The organism is Paracoccus simplex (assembly GCF_042648325.1).
Taxonomy (GTDB): Bacteria; Pseudomonadota; Alphaproteobacteria; order Rhodobacterales; family Rhodobacteraceae; genus Paracoccus; species Paracoccus simplex.
Genome location: NZ_JBHRXE010000025.1, coordinates 12,292 through 30,316, shown reverse-complemented (window position 1 = coordinate 30,316; position 18,025 = coordinate 12,292). Strand labels below are relative to the sequence as shown.

At 68.9% G+C, this 18,025-nt stretch carries 16 protein-coding genes; 12 read left to right on the top strand and 4 right to left on the bottom strand.

All coding sequences use genetic code 11. The annotated features are described in order from the left end of the window. Positions 1-97 precede the first annotated feature (97 nt). Positions 98-2,248 carry a transglycosylase SLT domain-containing protein gene (locus ACFOMP_RS10355; protein ID WP_379030131.1) on the top strand — a complete coding sequence of 717 codons (2,151 nt, stop codon included), beginning with the start codon at positions 98-100 and terminating at the stop codon, positions 2,246-2,248. Here ACFOMP_RS10355 and ACFOMP_RS10350 read toward each other — a convergent pair. From ACFOMP_RS10350 to ACFOMP_RS10335, 4 genes are all read right to left on the bottom strand, one after another. Then, the gene (locus tag ACFOMP_RS10350; protein WP_379030128.1) at positions 2,208-3,161 is read right to left on the bottom strand and encodes a DMT family transporter; all 954 of its coding nucleotides are present in this window, start codon (positions 3,159-3,161) and stop codon (positions 2,208-2,210) included. The two genes, ACFOMP_RS10355 and ACFOMP_RS10350, sit on opposite strands and share 41 nt — an antisense overlap. A 63-nt stretch (positions 3,162-3,224) precedes the next feature. After that, positions 3,225-4,013, bottom strand: a complete 789-nt coding sequence (locus tag ACFOMP_RS10345; RefSeq protein WP_289894365.1) for an inositol monophosphatase family protein — start codon at positions 4,011-4,013, stop codon at positions 3,225-3,227. 68 nt (positions 4,014-4,081) lie between these two features. Then, positions 4,082-4,789, bottom strand: a complete 708-nt coding sequence (locus ACFOMP_RS10340; protein ID WP_028714095.1) for a GntR family transcriptional regulator — start codon at positions 4,787-4,789, stop codon at positions 4,082-4,084. Beyond that, entirely contained in the window at positions 4,786-6,147 is a 1,362-nt protein-coding gene (locus ACFOMP_RS10335; protein ID WP_379030124.1) for a formimidoylglutamate deiminase, read from the bottom strand. Before ACFOMP_RS10335 ends, ACFOMP_RS10340 begins: the two co-directional genes overlap by 4 nt. Positions 6,148-6,243: 96 nt before the next feature. Between ACFOMP_RS10335 and hutI the strand changes: the two genes are divergently transcribed. The 11 genes from hutI (at position 6,244) to ACFOMP_RS10280 (ending at position 17,992) form a co-directional block, all read left to right on the top strand. Then, positions 6,244-7,446 carry an imidazolonepropionase gene (gene hutI, locus ACFOMP_RS10330; protein WP_379030121.1) on the top strand — a complete coding sequence of 401 codons (1,203 nt, stop codon included), beginning with the start codon at positions 6,244-6,246 and terminating at the stop codon, positions 7,444-7,446. After that, on the top strand, positions 7,439-8,980 hold the full coding sequence (gene hutH, locus ACFOMP_RS10325) for a histidine ammonia-lyase (RefSeq protein ID WP_289894362.1): 1,542 nt from the start codon (positions 7,439-7,441) through the stop codon (positions 8,978-8,980). The genes hutI and hutH overlap by 8 nt, the downstream gene beginning before the upstream one ends. Next, the gene (gene hutG / locus ACFOMP_RS10320) at positions 8,977-9,768 is read left to right on the top strand and encodes an N-formylglutamate deformylase (RefSeq protein ID WP_379030118.1); all 792 of its coding nucleotides are present in this window, start codon (positions 8,977-8,979) and stop codon (positions 9,766-9,768) included. Before hutH ends, hutG begins: the two co-directional genes overlap by 4 nt. Next, complete coding sequence (locus ACFOMP_RS10315) at positions 9,765-10,898, top strand: CaiB/BaiF CoA transferase family protein (protein ID WP_379030115.1); 1,134 nt, start codon at positions 9,765-9,767, stop codon at positions 10,896-10,898. Before hutG ends, ACFOMP_RS10315 begins: the two co-directional genes overlap by 4 nt. Continuing rightward, positions 10,895-12,049: an acyl-CoA dehydrogenase family protein gene (locus tag ACFOMP_RS10310; RefSeq protein ID WP_379030112.1), complete on the top strand. Its 1,155-nt coding sequence runs from the start codon at positions 10,895-10,897 to the stop codon at positions 12,047-12,049. The genes ACFOMP_RS10315 and ACFOMP_RS10310 overlap by 4 nt, the downstream gene beginning before the upstream one ends. A 12-nt stretch (positions 12,050-12,061) precedes the next feature. Continuing rightward, positions 12,062-13,726 carry a urocanate hydratase gene (gene hutU, locus ACFOMP_RS10305; protein WP_379030109.1) on the top strand — a complete coding sequence of 555 codons (1,665 nt, stop codon included), beginning with the start codon at positions 12,062-12,064 and terminating at the stop codon, positions 13,724-13,726. 67 nt (positions 13,727-13,793) lie between these two features. After that, on the top strand, positions 13,794-14,606 hold the full coding sequence (locus tag ACFOMP_RS10300) for a transporter substrate-binding domain-containing protein (protein WP_379030106.1): 813 nt from the start codon (positions 13,794-13,796) through the stop codon (positions 14,604-14,606). A gap of 57 nt (positions 14,607-14,663) precedes the next feature. Then, complete coding sequence (locus ACFOMP_RS10295; protein ID WP_379030103.1) at positions 14,664-15,311, top strand: amino acid ABC transporter permease; 648 nt, start codon at positions 14,664-14,666, stop codon at positions 15,309-15,311. Then, complete coding sequence (locus tag ACFOMP_RS10290; RefSeq protein WP_379030100.1) at positions 15,311-15,973, top strand: amino acid ABC transporter permease; 663 nt, start codon at positions 15,311-15,313, stop codon at positions 15,971-15,973. The genes ACFOMP_RS10295 and ACFOMP_RS10290 overlap by 1 nt, the downstream gene beginning before the upstream one ends. Before the next feature lie 4 nt (positions 15,974-15,977). Next, the gene (locus ACFOMP_RS10285; RefSeq protein ID WP_289894353.1) at positions 15,978-16,748 is read left to right on the top strand and encodes an amino acid ABC transporter ATP-binding protein; all 771 of its coding nucleotides are present in this window, start codon (positions 15,978-15,980) and stop codon (positions 16,746-16,748) included. A gap of 140 nt (positions 16,749-16,888) precedes the next feature. After that, positions 16,889-17,992, top strand: a complete 1,104-nt coding sequence (locus tag ACFOMP_RS10280; RefSeq protein ID WP_379030096.1) for an NADH:flavin oxidoreductase/NADH oxidase — start codon at positions 16,889-16,891, stop codon at positions 17,990-17,992. Positions 17,993-18,025: the final 33 nt, after the last annotated feature.

Below are 18,025 nucleotides of genomic sequence, written 5' to 3'. Positions count from 1 at the left end.
TATCCTGAATTTGCCTCTGACGGGACTTACATCCGGGCGCGCCGATTGCCAAGGATGTGAGTTGCGCCGCCCGGCGGAACCGAACAGAAATGGGGGCATGATGTATCCTTTCCGCGACAGGATTTTGGGACCGTTGCTGGCCCTGGGGGTCGGCCTTGCCGCGCCGGCCGGGGCCGAGGATGCCGGTCGTCTGTCGCGCGCGCTGGCGGCGGCCGGGACGCGCGACTGGACCGCCGCCGCGGCCGAGGCGGCGCAATCCGGCCCCATCGCCCGCGATCTGGTCGCCTGGCAGCGGCTGCGGGCCGGGCAGGGCAGCTGGCCGGACTATCGCGACTTTGCCCTGCGCCATGCGGATTGGCCGGGCATGGCGCTGTTCCGGAAACGCGGCGATGCGGTGCTGCGCACCGACCTGCCGCCGGCCGAGGTGATCCGCTGGTTCGGCCCCCGCCGCCCCGACACGCTGAATGGCGCCATGGCGCTGATCGCCGCCCTGCAGGCGACCGATCCGCAGGCCGCCAAGGCCGAGATCGCCCGCTTCTGGTCCGAGCAGGCGCTGACCAAACCCGAGGCCGACATCTTCCTGGCCGCGCATGGCGCCGAGGTCGCCGGCCTGCACGATGCGCGGCTGACGCGGCTGCTGGATCTGGGCGAATGGCAGGCGGCGCAGGTGGTGCTGCCCATGGCCTCGGCCCCGGCGCAGGCCCTGGGCAAGGCGCGGCTGGCGCTGCAATCGGGACAGGCCGGGGTGGATGCGCTGATCCTGGCCCTGCCCGGGGACCAGCGGGACGATGCCGGGCTGGCGCTGGATCGCTTCCGCTGGCGGGTCTGGGCCAAGATGCCGGATCTGGCGCGCGCGCTGATGCTGGAACGCTCGACCGGCGCCGAGGCGTTGCGCGATCCCGCCGCCTGGGCGCCCAAGCGCGCCGATTACGCAAGGCTGGCGCTGCGGCAGGGCGACTGGGCGTTGGCGGAACGGCTGGCCGCCGGGCATTTCCTGCCGCCGGGCAGCGATGCCTTTTCCGATCTGGAATGGCTGGCCGGTTATGCGGCGCTGCGCGGCGGCGCGCCCGACCGGGCGCTGCAGCATTTCCGCACGCTGGAGACGGCGGTGGCCAGCCCGATCTCGCTGTCCCGGGCGCATTACTGGCAGGCTCGGGCGCTGGAGGCCGGGGGCGATGCGCCGGGCGCCGCCGCGGCCTATGCCAGCGCCGCCGAATACCAGTCGGCCTGGTATGGGCAACTGGCCGCGGAAAAGCTGGGCCTGCCGATGCGGCCAGAGCTGGCCGTGGCCGGGCGCAGCGAGACCAGCCTGCCGGAATGGCGCGGCTCGGCCCTGCGCGACAATCCGGTCTGGCAGGCCGGCACCTGGCTGCTGGCGGCGGGCGAGACGGACCAGGCCGCGCGCTTCTTCCTGCACCTGGCCGAAACCGCCGCGCCCGAGGATATCGGCCGCATGGCGCGGATGATGCTGGAAATGCGCCTGCCCTGGCACGCGCTGCGGCTGGCCAAGGCCGCCGCCGCCAAGGGCGCGGTCTATCCCGCCGCCTATTTCCCGCTGACCGGTCTTGAAAGCAGCGAACTGGGCCTGCCGCCCGAACTGGTCATGGCCATCGCCCGGCGGGAAAGCGAGTTCAACCATACCGTGTCCTCGCATGCCGGGGCACTGGGGCTGATGCAGGTCATGCCCGACACCGCGCGTTCCATGGCGCGCAAGGTCGGCGAGCCCTTCGAGCAGGCGCGGCTGACCCGCGACGCCGCCTATAACGCCCGGCTGGGCGCGGCCTATCTGGCCGGGCTGCGCGAACGCTTCGGCCCCTCGATCGCGCTGGTGGCGGCGGGCTACAATGCCGGGCCGGGGCGGTCGGCGCGCTGGCTGGGCGAATTCGGCGACCTGCGCGGCCAGGTCGATCCGGTGGATTGGGTCGAGATGATCCCCTTCGACGAGACGCGCAACTACGTCATGCGCGTGGCCGAGTCGCTGCCGGTCTATCGCGCCCGCATCAAGGGTGCGCCGGTGCCGCTGGTGCCGACCTGGGATCTGACCGGGGGCGGGGTGAAACCCGCGCCGGCGCCGCCGCCGATCCGTCTGGCGCAATCGTCGCGGCCGCGGATACCGGCGCGCAGCCTGCTGCCCTTTGCCGCCGGCGGGGTGCTGGCCGAGGTGCTGGGCCCGCCGCCCGCCCTGGCGGCGGCGCGGGCCATCGACGCTACCCGGCCCGCTCGCGCTGGCGCGAGCGCCACCAGGTGAACATCCCGGCGCCGACGACGATGACGCCGCCGATGGCGACGTTCGGCGCCAGATGCTCGCCAAAGATCGTTACGCCGAAGATGCTGATCCAGACCAGCTGCGTATAGGAGAACGGCTGCAGCGCCGAGGCCTCGGCCAGCTCATAGGCCTTGATCAGCAGGAAATGCCCGGCCACCGCGGTCAGGCAGAGCATCAGCAGCCAGGGAATGTCGCGGCCGGCGATCGGTTCCCAATGCCAGATGCCGACGGCGGTGATGGCGACGGCGCCCGAGATCCCGGTCCAGAAAAAGCTGACCATGGCGGTGTCGTCGCGCCCGGCCAGCCGGGTCAGCAGCCCGTAAAGCGCGAACATCGCCGCGCCCAGCAGCGGCAGCGTGGCATTGGCGCTGAACACGCCGCTGCCCGGCCTCAGCACGATCAGGATGCCGGCGAAGCCCACCGCCACCGCCGCCCAGCGGCGCCAGCCGACCTTCTCGCCCAGCACCGGCCCGGACAGGGCCGAGATGATCAGCGGGTAGCAGGCGAAGATCGCATGGGTGTTGATCAGGCCCAGCCGCACGAAGGCCTCGATGGTGACGACGACCTCGGCCACCAGCAGCACGCCGCGAAAGATCTGCAGGCCCGGCCGGCGCGAGCGGATGGCGCGGCCCAGCCCGCCGGAGCTGCGCGCGCAAAGCAGGATCACGAACAGCGCGAAGAACCAATAGCGCAGCATGATCACGAAAATCGGCGAATAGGCGGCGCCCAGGTAGCGCGAGACCCCGTCCTGCGCCGCGAAGATGAAGCTCGATGCGCAGATCATTAGGATCGCGGCGCCCTGCCGGTCGGCGCGCGGCCGGGCATGCGGCGGCGGAACGGCAGGGGGCTGTGCGGCCGGGGCCATCAGCGGCCCCGTCTGGCGGTTGTCTGGCATGGCGCATCATCCTGGGCTGGAAACCCGGCCATGCGCCCCTGCCGCGGAAAGGTCAAGCCGGGCTCAGTCCGGCCGGCGTACGATTTCCGCGAATTCGTTGAAAAGTTGCGGGTTGGCCGCCACGACCGAGCCGGTCTGGACCGGGCTTTCCTCGCCCCGGATCGATTCGGCGAACCCCCCGGCTTCCTTGACCAGCAGGATGCCGGCGGCGATGTCCCAGGGCTGGTTGCCGCGTTCCCAATAGCCGTCGAAGCGGCCGGCCGCGACATAGGCCAGGTCCAGCGAGGCCGCGCCCCAGCGCCGCATGCCGGCGGTCAGCGGCATCAGCCGGCCCAGGTCGCGCAGCGTCGCCGGCAGCATCGGCCGCCCGGCGAAGGGCACGCCGGTGGCGAAGATCGATTCGATCATCTGCCGGCGGCCCGAAACGCGGATGCGGCGGTCGTTCAGGAAGGCGCCGTCGCCGCGCTCGGCGGTGAACATCTCGTCCTTGGCGGCATCGAAGATCACTGCGGCGACGATCTCGCCCTTGTGCTCCAGCGCGATGCTGACCGCCCAATGCGGCAGGCCGTGCAGAAAGTTCGTGGTGCCGTCCAGCGGATCGACGATCCAGCGCCGGGTCGGGTCTTCGCCCGCCTCTTCGCCGGTTTCCTCGCCCAGCCAGCCATAGTTCGGGCGGGCGGTGCGCAGCTCTTCCTTGATGATGCGCTCGGCCTCGCGGTCGGCGCGGCTGACGAAATCGCCGGCGCCCTTGACCGAGACCTGAAGGTTTTCCACCTCGCGGAAGTCCTTGACGAGGCTGCGGCCCGCCTTGCGCGCGGCCTTGATCATGATGTTGAGATTGGCGCTGGCCATGGCTTTTCCTTTTTGGGATTGCCAGCCTATTAGGCGAAGGGCCGCGCAAAGTGAAGCCGGCGCGGCGCCTAGTGCGTTGCGATCATGGCATAGCCGGGATGAAAGGCCACCCGGACGGTGGTGATCGCGCCCAGGTCGTTGAAGGTGGTGCGCTGCAGGATCAAGAGCGCGCTGCCCTGCCGCGTCTCCAGCAGCCGGGCGTCGCGGGCATTGGCGTTCTCGGCCGAAAAGGCCATGTCGGCGCGCAGCCAGGGCGCGTTGCGCACCAGCCATTCATTGGCATTGACCCGGTGGAAGTCGATGCCGGCGACGCCCGGCGCGGCGCCGGGATTGATCCAGCGATCCTCGACCTGGAAGGGCTTGCCGTCGCCGTAATGCACGGTGCGCAGGTGGATCAGCATCCGCCCCTCGGGCAGTTCCATGCGCTGCGCGATCTCGGCCGGGATCGGGCTTTCCTTCTGCGCGATGACCCGGTGGCTGTATTCCATCCCCGCCTGCTCGATCTGCTCGCGCACGATGGGGATGGTCAGCGTGGCCTTGCGCGCCGGGTTCACCGTCACATGGGTGCCGGCCCGGCGCTTGCGGTCCAGCAATCCCTCCTCGGCCAGCATCTGCAGGGCCTTGTTCACCGTGGCGCGGGCGACGCCGAACTCGACGGCCAGTTCCGCCTCGTCCGGGATGCGGTCGCCCTGGCGCCATTCGCGGTCGACGATGCGGCGGCGCACCTCGCTGACGATGGCCTGCGCCTTGGAGATCTGGGCGGTTTTCTCGGTCACATGCGATCCTGAACGCGGGCGACGGTCGCCAGATATTCCGACATGATGCGGTCGCGGTCCATATGCCGGCCGTCCCGCACGACATGGCGACCCGCCGACCACAGGTCGCGAACCAGCCCGTCATGCCCGGCAAAGACCAGGCTGTCGACAAGCTGGTCGCCCTTGCGGCTGAACATCACCGGGTTGTCCAACCCGACCGCGACCAGATCGGCCCAGAGCCCCGGCCGGATCGCCCCGGTCTCGCGCCCCGCCGCCGTGGCGCCGCCGTCCAGCCCCGCCTCGTAGATCACGCGGCCGGTGGAACGTCCCGGCTCAGCCAGGATCGCCCGGCCGCGGTCGCGCAGGCGCTGGCTGTATTCCAGCGTCCGCAGCTCCTCGACCAGCGAGATGCGGATGTTGCTGTCCGAGCCGAAGCCGAGCCGGCCCTTCGCCTCGGCCCAGATGGTGCCGTTGAAGATGCCGTCGCCCAGCGACGATTCGGTGATCGGGCAAAGCCCGGCCACGGCGCCGGTGGCGGCCAGCCGGCGGGTTTCGTCCTCGGTCATGTGGGTCAGGTGGATCAGCGTCCAGCGCCGGTCAGGCTGGTGATTGTCCAGCAGCCATTCGACCGGGCGGCGGCCATAGGCGGCGCTGATTTCCTCGATCTCGGGCACCTGCTCGGCCAGGTGCATGTGCAAGGGCCGGCCGGGGCGCAGCGCGACGCAGGCCGCCAGCCCCTCGGGCGAGACCGCGCGCAGCGAATGCGGGGCGACGCCGATGCCGGAATCGGCGGGCAGGGCGCGCAGCGCGGTCTCGGCGCCCTCGACCAGTTGCACGAATTCCTCGGGCGTGGTGCCGAAACGGTTCTGGCCGGGGGCCAGCGGCCGGCGGTCCACGCCGCCGAACTGGTAATGCACCGGCAGCAGGGTCAGGCCGATGCCGGTGCGGCTGGCGGCGGCGGCGATGCGCGCGGCCATCTCGGCGATGTTGTCGTAATGCCCGCCGCCGGGGCGGTGGTGCAGATAGTGGAACTCGACATTGGTGGCATAGCCGGCCTCCAGCATCTCCATCTGCACCAGCGCGGCGATGGCTTCGACATCCTCGGGCGTCAGGTGGTCGAGGAAGCGATACATGATCTGCCGCCAGGTCCAGAAGGTGTCGCGCGGCTCGGGGCCTTTCGCTTCGGACAGCCCGGCCATGGCGCGCTGGAAGGCGTGGCTGTGCAGATTGGCGAGCGCCGGCAGCAGCAGGCCGACGCGCTGGCCTTGCGGCGCCGTGTCTTTTTCCACCGCGGCGATTCGGCCCTGTTCGACCGTCACCCGGACGTTTTCCGCCCATCCATCGGGCAACAAGGCCCGTTCCGCCCAGATAACCGTCATCCCGTCACCCTTGCTTGCGCCAAAATAAGTTTAGACATAGAGATTAATTAAGTTTAGACATAGAACAACCGAGAAATCAATCCGGGATGCGATCCGATGCAGCTTCTCTACCACGCGCAGCTTGTCACGATGGACGAAAAATCAGGCGGTTACGGCCTGATCGAGCAGGGGGCGCTGGCGATCGAGGCGGGTCGAATCAGCTGGATCGGTGTGGAAACGGACTTGCCGGAACGGTATGCCGATGCGACGCGGCACGACCTGGGCGGGCGGCTGGTGACGCCGGGGCTGATCGACTGCCACACCCATATCGTCTTTGGCGGCGACCGCGCCCGCGAGTTCGAGATGCGGCTGGAAGGCGCCTCCTACGAGGAGATCGCGCGGGCCGGCGGCGGCATCCTGTCCAGCGTCCGCGCCACGCGCGAGGCGGATGAGGAGGCGCTGCTGGCATCCGCCCTGCCGCGCGTCGATGCGCTGCTGGCCGAGGGCGTGACCACGCTGGAGATCAAGTCGGGCTACGGGCTGGACATCGACAGCGAACTGAAGATGCTGCGCGTCGCCCGCCGGATCGGGCAGCTGCGCAAGGTGACGGTGCGCACCACCTGGCTGGCCGCCCATGCCCTGCCGCCGGAATACAAGGACGACCGCGCCGGCTATATCCGCGAGGTGGTGATCGCCGGCATGGAGCGCGGCCATGCCGAGGGGCTGATCGACGCGGTGGACGGATTCTGCGAGGGCATCGCCTTCACGCGCGAGGAAATGGCCGGGATCTTCGACCGCGCGGCCAAGCTGGGCCTGCCGGTCAAGCTGCATGCCGAGCAGCTTTCCGATCTGGGCGGCGCGGCGATGGCGGCGCAGCACGGGGCGCTGTCGGCGGACCATCTGGAATATCTGGGTCCGGACGGCATCAAGGCCATGGCGGCCCATGGCACCGTGGCGGTGCTGCTGCCCGGCGCCTTCTATACCCTGCGCGAGACGCAATATCCGCCGATGCAGGCGCTGCGCGATGCCGGCGTGCCGATCGCGCTGGCGACGGATTGCAATCCCGGCACCTCGCCGCTGACCTCGCTGCTCTTGACCATGAACATGGGCGCGACGCTGTTTCGCATGACGCCCTCGGAATGTCTGGCCGGCGTCACGCGTCACGCCGCCCATGCGCTGGGTCTGGCGGATCGCGGCCGGCTGGCGCCCGGCATGCGCGCCGATCTGGCGGTCTGGGACATCCGGCATCCGGCCGAGTTGACCTATCGCATCGGCTTCAACCCCCTTCATGCCTGCATCGTCGGAGGCGAGCTTGTCTGAACTGATCCTTATCCCCGGTGAAACCACCCTCGCGCAGCTTGAACAGGTCTGGCGTCAGGGGCTGGCCGTGCGGCTGGCCGACTCGGCCCGCCCCGGCATCGCCGAATCCGCCGCCCGTATCGAGGCCGCCGCCAATGGCGCGGTGCCGGTCTATGGCGTGAATACCGGCTTCGGCAAGCTCGCCTCGATCAAGATCGCGTCCAAGGACACCGCAACGCTGCAACGGAACCTGATCCTGTCGCATTGCTGCGGCGTCGGCGAGCCGGTCGAGCCGGAAACCGTGCGGCTGATCATGGTGCTGAAGCTGCTGTCGCTGGGCCGGGGCGCCTCGGGCGTGCGCCCGGAGGTGATCGCGCTCATCGAAGCCATGCTGGCCCGCGGCGTGCTGCCGGTGATCCCGTCGCAGGGCTCGGTCGGCGCCTCGGGCGACCTGGCGCCGCTGGCGCATATGGCCGCCGCCATGTTGGGCGAGGGCCGTGCGACCTATGACGGCCGCGAGATGCCCTCGGCCGAGGCGCTGGCCGCTGCGGGGCTCAAGCCCGTGGTGCTGGCCGCCAAGGAGGGGCTGGCGCTGATCAACGGCACCCAAGTCTCGACCGCCTTCGCGCTGGCCGGGCTGTTCGAGGCCTTCGCAAGCGCCCGTGCGGCGCTGGTCACCTCGTCGCTGTCGACCGACGCGATCATGGGCTCGACCGCGCCCTTCCTGGACGAGATCCACACGCTGCGCGGCCATCGCGGCCAGATCGTCGCCGCCCGGACCATCCGCGCGCTGATGGACGGGTCAGAGATCCGCGAAAGCCACCGCGAGGGCGACACCCGCGTGCAGGATCCCTATTGCATCCGCTGCCAGCCGCAGGTGACGGGCGCCTGTATCGACCTGCTCTGGCAGGCCGCCCGGACGCTGGAGATCGAATCGAACGCCGCCACCGACAACCCGCTGGTGCTGGTCGGCGCCGACCGCATCGTCTCGGGCGGCAATTTCCATGCCGAGCCGGTGGCCTTCGCCGCCGACCAGATCGCGCTGGCGATCGCCGAGATCGGCGCGATTTCCCAGCGCCGCATCGCGCTGATGGTCGATCCGGCGCTGTCGCACGACCTGCCGCCCTTCCTGACCCCCGATCCGGGGCTGAATTCGGGGCTGATGATCGCCGAGGTGACCTCGGCGGCGCTGATGTCGGAAAACAAGCATCTGGCGACGCCCTGCTCGACCGACTCGACGCCGACCTCGGCCAACCAGGAGGATCACGTTTCCATGGCCGCGCATGGCGCGCGGCGGCTGAAGCGCATGAACGCGAACCTCGCGCAGATTCTGGGGATCGAGGCGCTTTGCGCCAGCGCCGGCGTCGAGTTCCGCGCGCCCCTGGCGACCTCGGCCCCGTTGCGGGCGGTGATCGCCGCATTGCGCCGGACGGTGCCGGCGCTGCAGCAGGACCGCTACCTTGCCCCGGACCTGGCCGAATCTGCCCGGCTGGTGCGCGAGGGCGTGCTGGTCGGCGCCATCCCCGGCCACCTGCTGGACGAGGTGCGGCCGTGAATCCCGTCGAAGTCGTCCAGGGCGACAGCCCGGTCATTCTCGGCCTGCCGCATACCGGGACCTGGCTGCCCGAGAAGATCCGCGCGGCGCTGAATCCGCGCGGGCAGGTGCTGGCCGATACCGACTGGCATATCGAGCGGCTTTATGACGGGCTTCTGCCCGGTGCGACCACGGTGCGGGCGACCTTCCACCGCTATGTCATCGACGCGAATCGCGGCCCGGACGATGCGAGCCTCTATCCCGGCCAGAACACCACCGGTCTGGTGCCGCTGACCGATTTCGACGGCGAGCCGATCTGGGAGGCGGAGCCGACGGAGGAGGACATCGCCGAGCGCAAGGCTCGCTTCCATACCCCCTATCACGCGGCGCTGGCCGCCGAGATCGAGCGGGTGAAGGCGAAGCACGGGGTTGCGATCCTTTATGACTGCCATTCGATCCGTTCGGTGATCCCTTTTCTGTTCGACGGCGTGCTGCCGGATTTCAACATCGGCACCAATAGCGGCGCATCCTGCGACAAGCGCATCGAAGCCGCCACCTTCGAGGCTTGCGCCGCCACCGGCCGCAGCCATGTGCTGAACGGCCGCTTCAAGGGCGGCTGGACGACGCGGCATTACGGCCGGCCGGGACAGCGCGTGCACGCCATCCAGATGGAGCTGGCGCAGGCGACGCATCTGGCCACCGAGGCCCCGCCCTTCGCCTATGACGAGCGGAAGGCCGAGAGCCTGCGGGTGACGCTTGGGGCGATCCTGGAGCGCCTCGCCGCGCTGGCGCCGGAGCTGCGGGCATGAAGCCGCTTGCGGGTATCAAGGTGCTGGACCTGTCGCGGGTGCTGGCGGGGCCCTATTGCACCGCGCTGCTGGCCGATCTGGGGGCCGAGGTCATCAAGCTGGAGCCGCCCTCGGGCGACGACTACCGGCATATCGGCCCGTTCAAGGACGGCGAAAGCGCGCTGTTCACCCTGAACAACCGCGGCAAGCAAAGCCTGGTTCTGGACCTGAAGGATCCCGCCGACCTGGCGCTGGCCAAGGCCATCGCGGCGCAGGTGGATGTGGTGGTCGAGAATTTCCGCCCCGGCGTCGCGGCCCGGTTGGGGCTGGGTGCCGAGGCGCTGCGCGCGGCAAACCCGCGGCTGGTCTATTGCTCGATCTCGGGCTTCGGCCAGCAGGGGCCGTTCCGCGACCTGCCGGCCTATGACCTGGTGGTGCAGGCCATGTCCGGGCTGATGGCCGGCACCGGCGAGGAAGGCGGCGCGCCGCTGAAGACCGGCGAAAGCATCGCCGACCTGCTGGCCGGCCTGTTTGCCAGCTGGTCGATCATGGCGGCGCTGGTCGGGCGCAACGCCACCGGGCAGGGCGCGGTGCTGGACGTGGCGATGTATGACGCGCTGTTTTCCATGCTGACGACCAGCCATGCGTTGCATTTCTACGCCGAGAAGCTGCCGCAGCGGGTCGGCAACCGCCATCCCTTGTCGACGCCCTTCGGCTGCTTTGCCACCAGCGACGGGCAGGTGGTGATCGCGGTGCTGTCGGGCAAGCAATTCGCCGCGCTGGCGCAGCTGATCGGTGCGCCCGAGGCGGCGACGGACCCGCGTTTCGCCAGCGACGAATCGCGCACCGAGCATGAACCCGAGGTCAAGGCGCTGATCGAGGCCTGGTCCTCGCGCCTGAGCACCGAGGCCGCCGTGGCGGCGCTGGCCGGCGTCGGCCTGCCCGCCGCGCCGATCTGGGACATTGCCCAGGCGGCCGACAACGATCACGCCCGCGCGCGCGGGTTGGTCAGCCTGCTGGGTCGGAACCCGGTCGTCGGCCAGCCGGTGCGCTTCGATGCAGAGAAACCCCTGGCCGAGACCCCGGCCCCGCGCCTTGGCGGCGACCGCGCCGCCATTCTGCGCGCATTCGGATTGGAGGAAACCGCATGAGCGACGACTGGCACATGCTGGCCGAGGAAGAGCGGCTGTTCTGCGACGTGCTGGAGCGCATCTGCGCCGAGCAGATCGCGCCCAAGGCGTCGGAAACCGACGAGACCTCGGCCTTTGTCCACGACCAGCTTGCCGTGCTGGGCGAGGCCGGGATGATGGGCGCGAACCTGCCCGAGGCCTATGGCGGCTCGGGCATTTCGGCCCCGGCGCTTTTGCGCGCGGTCGCCATCGTGGCGGGGGCCTGCGGGTCCACGGCCTCGGCCTTGACGGCGCATTACCTGGCGACCGATTCGATCCTGATCGGCGGGTCTGAATCGCAGAAGCAGGCATGGCTGCAAAAGGCCGCGACGGGCGAGGCGCTGGGCGCCTTCGCCCTGACCGAGCCCACCGCCGGCTCGGACCCCGCCGACATGAAGACCCGCTCCCGCCGCACGGAAACCGGCTGGCACCTGAAGGGCACGAAATGCTTCATCTCGAACGGCGGGGTGGCGGATTTCATCGTCGTCTATGCGGTGACCGACCCCGACAAGGGCCATCGCGGCATCTCGGCCTTCATCCTGCCGAAAGGGACGCCGGGGCTGGAGCCGGGCGCGCCGGAAAAGACCATGGGGCTGAAGGGTGGGCATGTCTTCACCCTGAACCTCGACTGCCAGCTGCCCGAGGACGCGCTGCTGGGCGAGGAGGGCAGGGGCTTCCGCACCGCCATGCAGGTGCTGGACAACGGCCGCATCGAGGTCGCTGCGCAATGCCTGGGCCTGGCCGAGGCGGCGATGAAAGCCGCCATCGCCTATGCCAAGGACCGCGTGATCGGCGGCGAGCGGCTGACCGACCGGCAGGGCATCCGCTGGATGATCGCCGACATGGGCGTCGCTTATCGCCAGGCGCTGCTGTTGTCGCAGGACGCGGCGCGGCAGCGGCAGGCGGCGCATCACGGCGGCGGGCGCTTCTCGCTGGCCTCCAGCATGGCCAAGCTCGCGGCCAGCGAGGCGGCGGGCAAGATCGCCGACACCGCGCTGCAATTGCATGGCGGCTATGGCTACACCCGCGACTTTCCCATCGAGAGGATCAACCGCGATTTGCGCATCATGCGGATCTACGAAGGTTCGTCCGAAATCCAACGCATCATCATTTCCGGCAACATGCTGGCCTGAACGGAGACCCAGATGGACAACCCCCGTCACAACACCCGCGACATCTTCCCGCCCACCGGTCCCGAGATCACCGCGAAAAGCTGGCTGACCGAGGCGCCGATGCGGATGCTGATGAACAACCTGCATCCCGACGTGGCCGAGAACCCGCATGAGCTGGTGGTCTATGGCGGCATCGGCCGCGCCGCCCGCACCTGGAAGGATTTCGACCTGATCGTCGACAGCCTCAAGAAGCTGGAAACCGACGAGACGCTGCTGGTGCAATCCGGCAAGCCGGTCGGCGTGTTCAAGACCCACAAGGACGCGCCGCGGGTGCTGATCGCCAACTCGAACCTGGTGCCGCATTGGGCGAACTGGGACCATTTCAACGAGCTGGATAAGAAGGGCCTGGCCATGTACGGCCAGATGACCGCCGGTTCCTGGATCTATATCGGCAGCCAGGGCATCGTCCAGGGCACCTACGAGACCTTCGTCGAGGCCGGGCGCCAGCACTACAATGGCGACCTGAAGGGCAAGTGGATCCTGACCGCCGGGCTTGGCGGCATGGGCGGCGCCCAGCCTTTGGCCGCGGTCATGGCCGGGGCCTGCTGCCTGGCGGTGGAATGCGACGAGACCCGCGCCGATTTCCGCCTGCGCACCCGCTATGTCGATGAAAAGACCCACAGCCTCGACGAGGCGCTGGAGATGATCGACCGCTGGACCAAGGCCGGCGAGGCGAAATCCGTGGCGCTGATCGGCAATGCCGCCGACGTGTTCCCGGAACTGGTCAAGCGCGGCGTGCGTCCCGACATCGTGACCGACCAGACCTCGGCCCACGACCCGGTGCATGGCTATCTGCCGCAGGGCTGGACCGTCGCCGAATGGCGCGCGCGCCAGGAAACCGATCCCAAGGCGGTGGCCGCCGCCGCCCGCAAGTCGATGCGCCAGCAGGTCGAGGCCATGGTAGCCTTCCATGACGCAGGCATCCCGACCGTCGATTACGGCAACAACATCCGCCAGATGGCGCTGGAGGAAGGCTTCGAGCGCGCCTTCGCCTTCCCGGGCTTCGTGCCGGCCTATATCCGGCCGTTGTTCTGCAAGGGCATCGGCCCGTTCCGCTGGGCGGCGCTGTCGGGCGATCCCGAGGACATCCTGAAGACCGACCAGAAGGTCAAGGAACTGGTCGACGACCCGCATCTGCACAACTGGCTGGACATGGCGCGCGAGCGCATCAGCTTCCAGGGGCTGCCGGCGCGGATCTGCTGGGTCGGCCTTGGCATCCGCCACAAGCTGGGCCTCGCCTTCAACGAGATGGTGCGCAATGGCGAGCTGAAGGCGCCCATCGTCATCGGCCGCGACCATCTCGACTCGGGCTCGGTCGCCTCGCCGAACCGCGAGACCGAGGCGATGCAGGACGGCTCGGACGCGGTTTCCGACTGGCCGCTGCTGAATGCGCTTCTGAATACCGCCTCGGGCGCGACCTGGGTGTCGCTGCATCATGGCGGCGGCGTCGGCATGGGCTTTTCGCAGCATTCCGGCATGGTGATCTGCTGCGACGGCAGCGAGGATGCCGATGCGCGGCTGGCCCGGGTGCTGTGGAACGATCCGGCCACCGGCGTCATGCGCCATGCTGACGCGGGCTATCAGATCGCGCTGGACTGCGCGCGGGAGCACGGGTTGAATCTGCCCGGGATTCTCTGATCCAAGGGGCGTGGGCTGCGCAACGCTCCGTGGCCGCGCCCATTACCTGTCCAACAAGGAGAAAGACATGAGTTTTCACATGAGTCTGAAAGCCGCCGCCATCGGCCTGCTCGCGCTGGGCACCGCCGCGCAGGCCGACCAGCTGGCCGACGTCAAGGCGGCGGGCAAGATCGTCACCGCGACCGACATGCACTATGCCCCCTTCGACATGCTGAACAACGGCACCTATGAGGGCATGACCAAGGATCTGTTCGACGAGGTCAGCAAGGAAATCGGCGTCGAGCCGGTCTATCAGGACATCCCCTGGACCGCCGAGCTGCCGGGCCTCGAAGTCAAGAAGTTCGACATCGTGATCGCGCCCGTCACCATCACCCCCGAGCGGCTGGAGCGTTATACCTTCACCCTGCCGATCGCCGACGCCACCGTCTCGCTGGTCAAGGCCGCCTCGAACACCGAGCTGACCAAGCCCGAGGACATCAAGGGCAAGACCGTCGGCGTGCAGCAGGGCACGGCGCAGTTCAAGCAGCTTTCGGCCTATGGCGAAAGCCTGGGCGGGGTGACGGTCAAGGAATACGGCACCACCGACGAGGCCTATGCCGACCTGGCTGCCGGCCGTCTGGACGCGGTGGCGGGCTCGCTGCCGAACCTGACCTATCTGGTGAAGAACCGCTCCGAGACCTTCGCCCTGTTCGAACCGGCCCAGTTCGGCCAGCCGACCTATTTCGCCTGGGTGCTGCGCAAGGACGCCGACAGCGAAAGCTTCGCCAAGGCCATCAACGACGCGCTGCTGAAGATGACCGATGACGGCCGCGTCAAGGCGATCCAGGAGAAATGGCTGGGCAGCTATACCGAACTGCCCCGCGAAGTTCCGACCAACTAAGTCGCTGGCGGGCGGGGGATGCCCCGCCCGTTCCCCAAGGGCCAAGGCGAGGCGCGCATGTTCTCAATCCCGGTCTTCCTTCAAAGTTTCGAACCGCTGTTCTGGGCGGCGCGCTATACGCTGCTGATTTCGGTGCTGGGTATCGCGCTGGGGCTGGTGATCGGCACGCTGGTTTGCGCCGCCCGGCTTTCGCCCTATGCGGCCCTGCGCCGCTTCGCCGCGATCTGGGTCAGCTTCCTGCGCGGCGTGCCGCTGCTGGTGCAGTTGCTGGTGTTCTATTACACCCTGCCGGTGATCGGCGTCGACGTGCCCGCCATCGTTGCGGCGGTCGTCACCGTCGGCATCTGCGCCAGCGCCTATATCTCGGAAATCTGGCGCGGCGCCATCGCGGCGCTGCCCAAGGGCCAGGCCGAGGCCGCCGTCGCCATCGGCATGACGCCGCGCGACGTCTGGACGCGGGTGATCCTGCCGCAGGCCTTCACCCTGTCGCTGCCGGCGCTGGTCAACGAGCTGATCCTGCTGGTCAAGGCCAGCTCGCTGGTATCGATCGTCGGCATCCTCGAACTGACCCGCGCCAGCCAGGCGCAGGCCGCCACCACCTTCCGCCCGCTCGAGGTCTATATCGCCGCCGCCTGCATCTATCTGGCGATCAACCTCTGCCTTGCGGCGCTGGGACGTTACCTTGAACACAGGACGGCCGTCTGATGGAATGGAGCATCCTTGAACAATACGGCCCGGCCCTGCTGAGGGGCTTCGGCGTCACCGTGCTGTGCTGGATCCTCGGCACCATCTTCGGCATGGCGCTGGGCCTGCTGGTCGCGCTGCTCCAGCGCTATGGGCCGCGCTGGCTGGGCTGGATCATCCAGGCCTATATCGAGGTGATCCGCGGCACGCCCTTCCTGGTGCAGCTTTTCGTGCTTTATTACGGCGGGCCGCTGATCGGGCTGCGGCTGGACGCGCTGCCGGCGGGCCTGCTGGGCCTGACCCTCTATGGCAGCCCCTATTTCGCCGAGATCTTCCGCTCGGGCTTCCGCGCCGTGCCGCATGGCCAGATCGAGGCCGCCCGCGCCATCGGCATGGCCGAGCCGGCCATCGTGCGCCGCATCCTGCTGCCGCTGGGCCTGGTCTCGTCGCTGCCGGCGCTGGTCAATTTCTCGATCATCCTGACCAAGGAGACGGTGATCCTGTCGATCATCACCGTGCCCGAACTGATGTATCAGGTCAGCCGCATGTCCACCGAGACCTTCCGCTATCTCGAGGCGAATCTGGTGCTGGCGCTGTTCTTCTGGGCGCTGGTCGAGACCATCTCGCGCGTCGGCCGCCGGCTTGAGACGCGCATCACCAAACACCTGATCGAAAGGACCTGAGCCGATGCAGGCATCCGCCGTCGAGATCCGCAAGGTCAACAAGTATTACGGCCCCTTCCACGCGCTGAAGGACGTGGACCTGTCCATCCCGCCGGGCAAGGTGACCTGCCTGATCGGGCCATCCGGATCGGGCAAGTCCACGCTGCTGCGCTGCATCAATTTCCTTGAGGAATACGATTCGGGCGAGATCCGCATCGACGGGAAGCTGATGGGCTACGAGGCGCCGGGGCGGAAGATGGCCGGGCGCAAGCTGCGCGAGATGCGGCGCTCCATCGGCATGGTGTTCCAGCAGTTCAACCTGTGGCCGCACATGACCGCCAAGGAGAACGTGGCCGAGGGGCTGATCCGCGTCCGCGGCCTGTCGAAAGCCGAGGCCGAGAAGCGCGCCGCCGAGGCGCTGACCAAGGTCGGGCTGGGCGACAAGATGGGCAACCACCCCTCGCGCCTGTCGGGCGGCCAGCAGCAGCGCGTCGCCATCGCCCGCGCCATCGCCATGGAGCCGCGGCTGATGCTGTTCGACGAGCCGACCTCGGCCCTGGATCCCGAGCTGGTGGGCGAGGTGCTGAACGTGATGAAGGCGCTGGCGAACGAGGGCATGACCATGGTGGTGGTCACGCATGAGATGGGTTTTGCCGCCCATGTCGCCGATCAGGTCGCCTTCATGGAAAAGGGCGAGCTGGTGGCGGTGGACAGCCCGCAGGCCATCTTCCACGCGCCGAAGGACCAGCGCATCCAGAACTTCCTGCGCACCTATCACGAGCGCAACAGCTTCTGATCGCGGGCGGCGGGGGCTCTGCCCCCGTCGCGTTCCGCGACTCCCCCGGGGTATTTGGGAAACGGTGAAGCGCGGGGGCGGGGGCTTGCGGCGCGGCGGCCGAGGCTTATCTGGAACGGGCAACAGCAAGGATCGCCTTCATGCCCAAACCGACACTTTTCGAGCCGATCGCCATTGGCGGTCAGAGCCTTGCGAACCGGATCGTCATCGCGCCCATGTGCATGTATTCGGCCGAGGACGGGCGGATGACCGACTGGCACCTGATCCATCTCGGCGCGCTGTCGCATTCCGGCGCGGCCATCCTGACCATCGAGGCCACCGCCGTCCTGCCCGAGGGCCGCATCTCCTATGCCGATGTCGGGTTGTGGGACGATGCGACCGAGGCGGCGATGGACCGGGTGCTGAAGGGCGTGCGGGCCTGGTCCGACATGCCCGTCGCCATCCAGCTGGCCCATGCCGGGCGCAAGGCCTCGACCGCCAAGCCCTGGGACGGCGGGGCGCAGATCGCGCCGGATGCGGCGAATGGCTGGCAGACCGTCTCGGCCTCGGACCGGGCCTTCGCCGAGGGCGAGAACCCGCCCGTGGCGCTGGATCGCGCCGGGTTGGCGCGGGTGCGCGACGCCTTTGCCGAGGCGGCGCGGCGGGCGGTGCGGCTGGGGATCGACGCGATCCAGATCCATGCGGCGCATGGCTATCTGCTGCACCAGTTCCTGTCGCCGCTGTCCAACCGGCGCGAGGACGACTATGGCGGCAGCCTGGAAAACCGCATGCGTTTTCCGCTGGAGGTTTTCGAGGCGGTGCGGGACGCGGTGCCGGCGGGCTATCCGGTCACCGTGCGGATCTCGGGCACCGACTGGGTCGAGGGCGGCTGGGACATCGAAGGCAGCATCGCCTTTTCGCGGGCGCTGGAGGCGCGGGGCTGCGCCGCCATCCATGTCAGCAGCGGCGGGCTGGATCCGCGCCAGCAGATCCCGGTCGGCCCGAGCTACCAGGTGCCGCTGGCGCGGGCGGTCAAGCAGGCGGTCGGGATTCCGGTCATTGCCGTCGGCCTGATCACCGAGCCCGAGCAGGCCGAGGCCATCGTCGCCACCGGCGATGCCGACATGATCGCGCTGGCCCGGACGGTGCTTTACGATCCGCGCTGGCCCTGGCACGCGGCCGCCAAGCTGGGAGCCAGCGTCACCGCGCCGCCGCAATTCCGGCGCTGCCAGCCCTTGGGGCTGCGCGAGCTGTTCGGCAAGTAGCCAGCCGGGCGCCGCAGCAGCGGCGATGCCCGC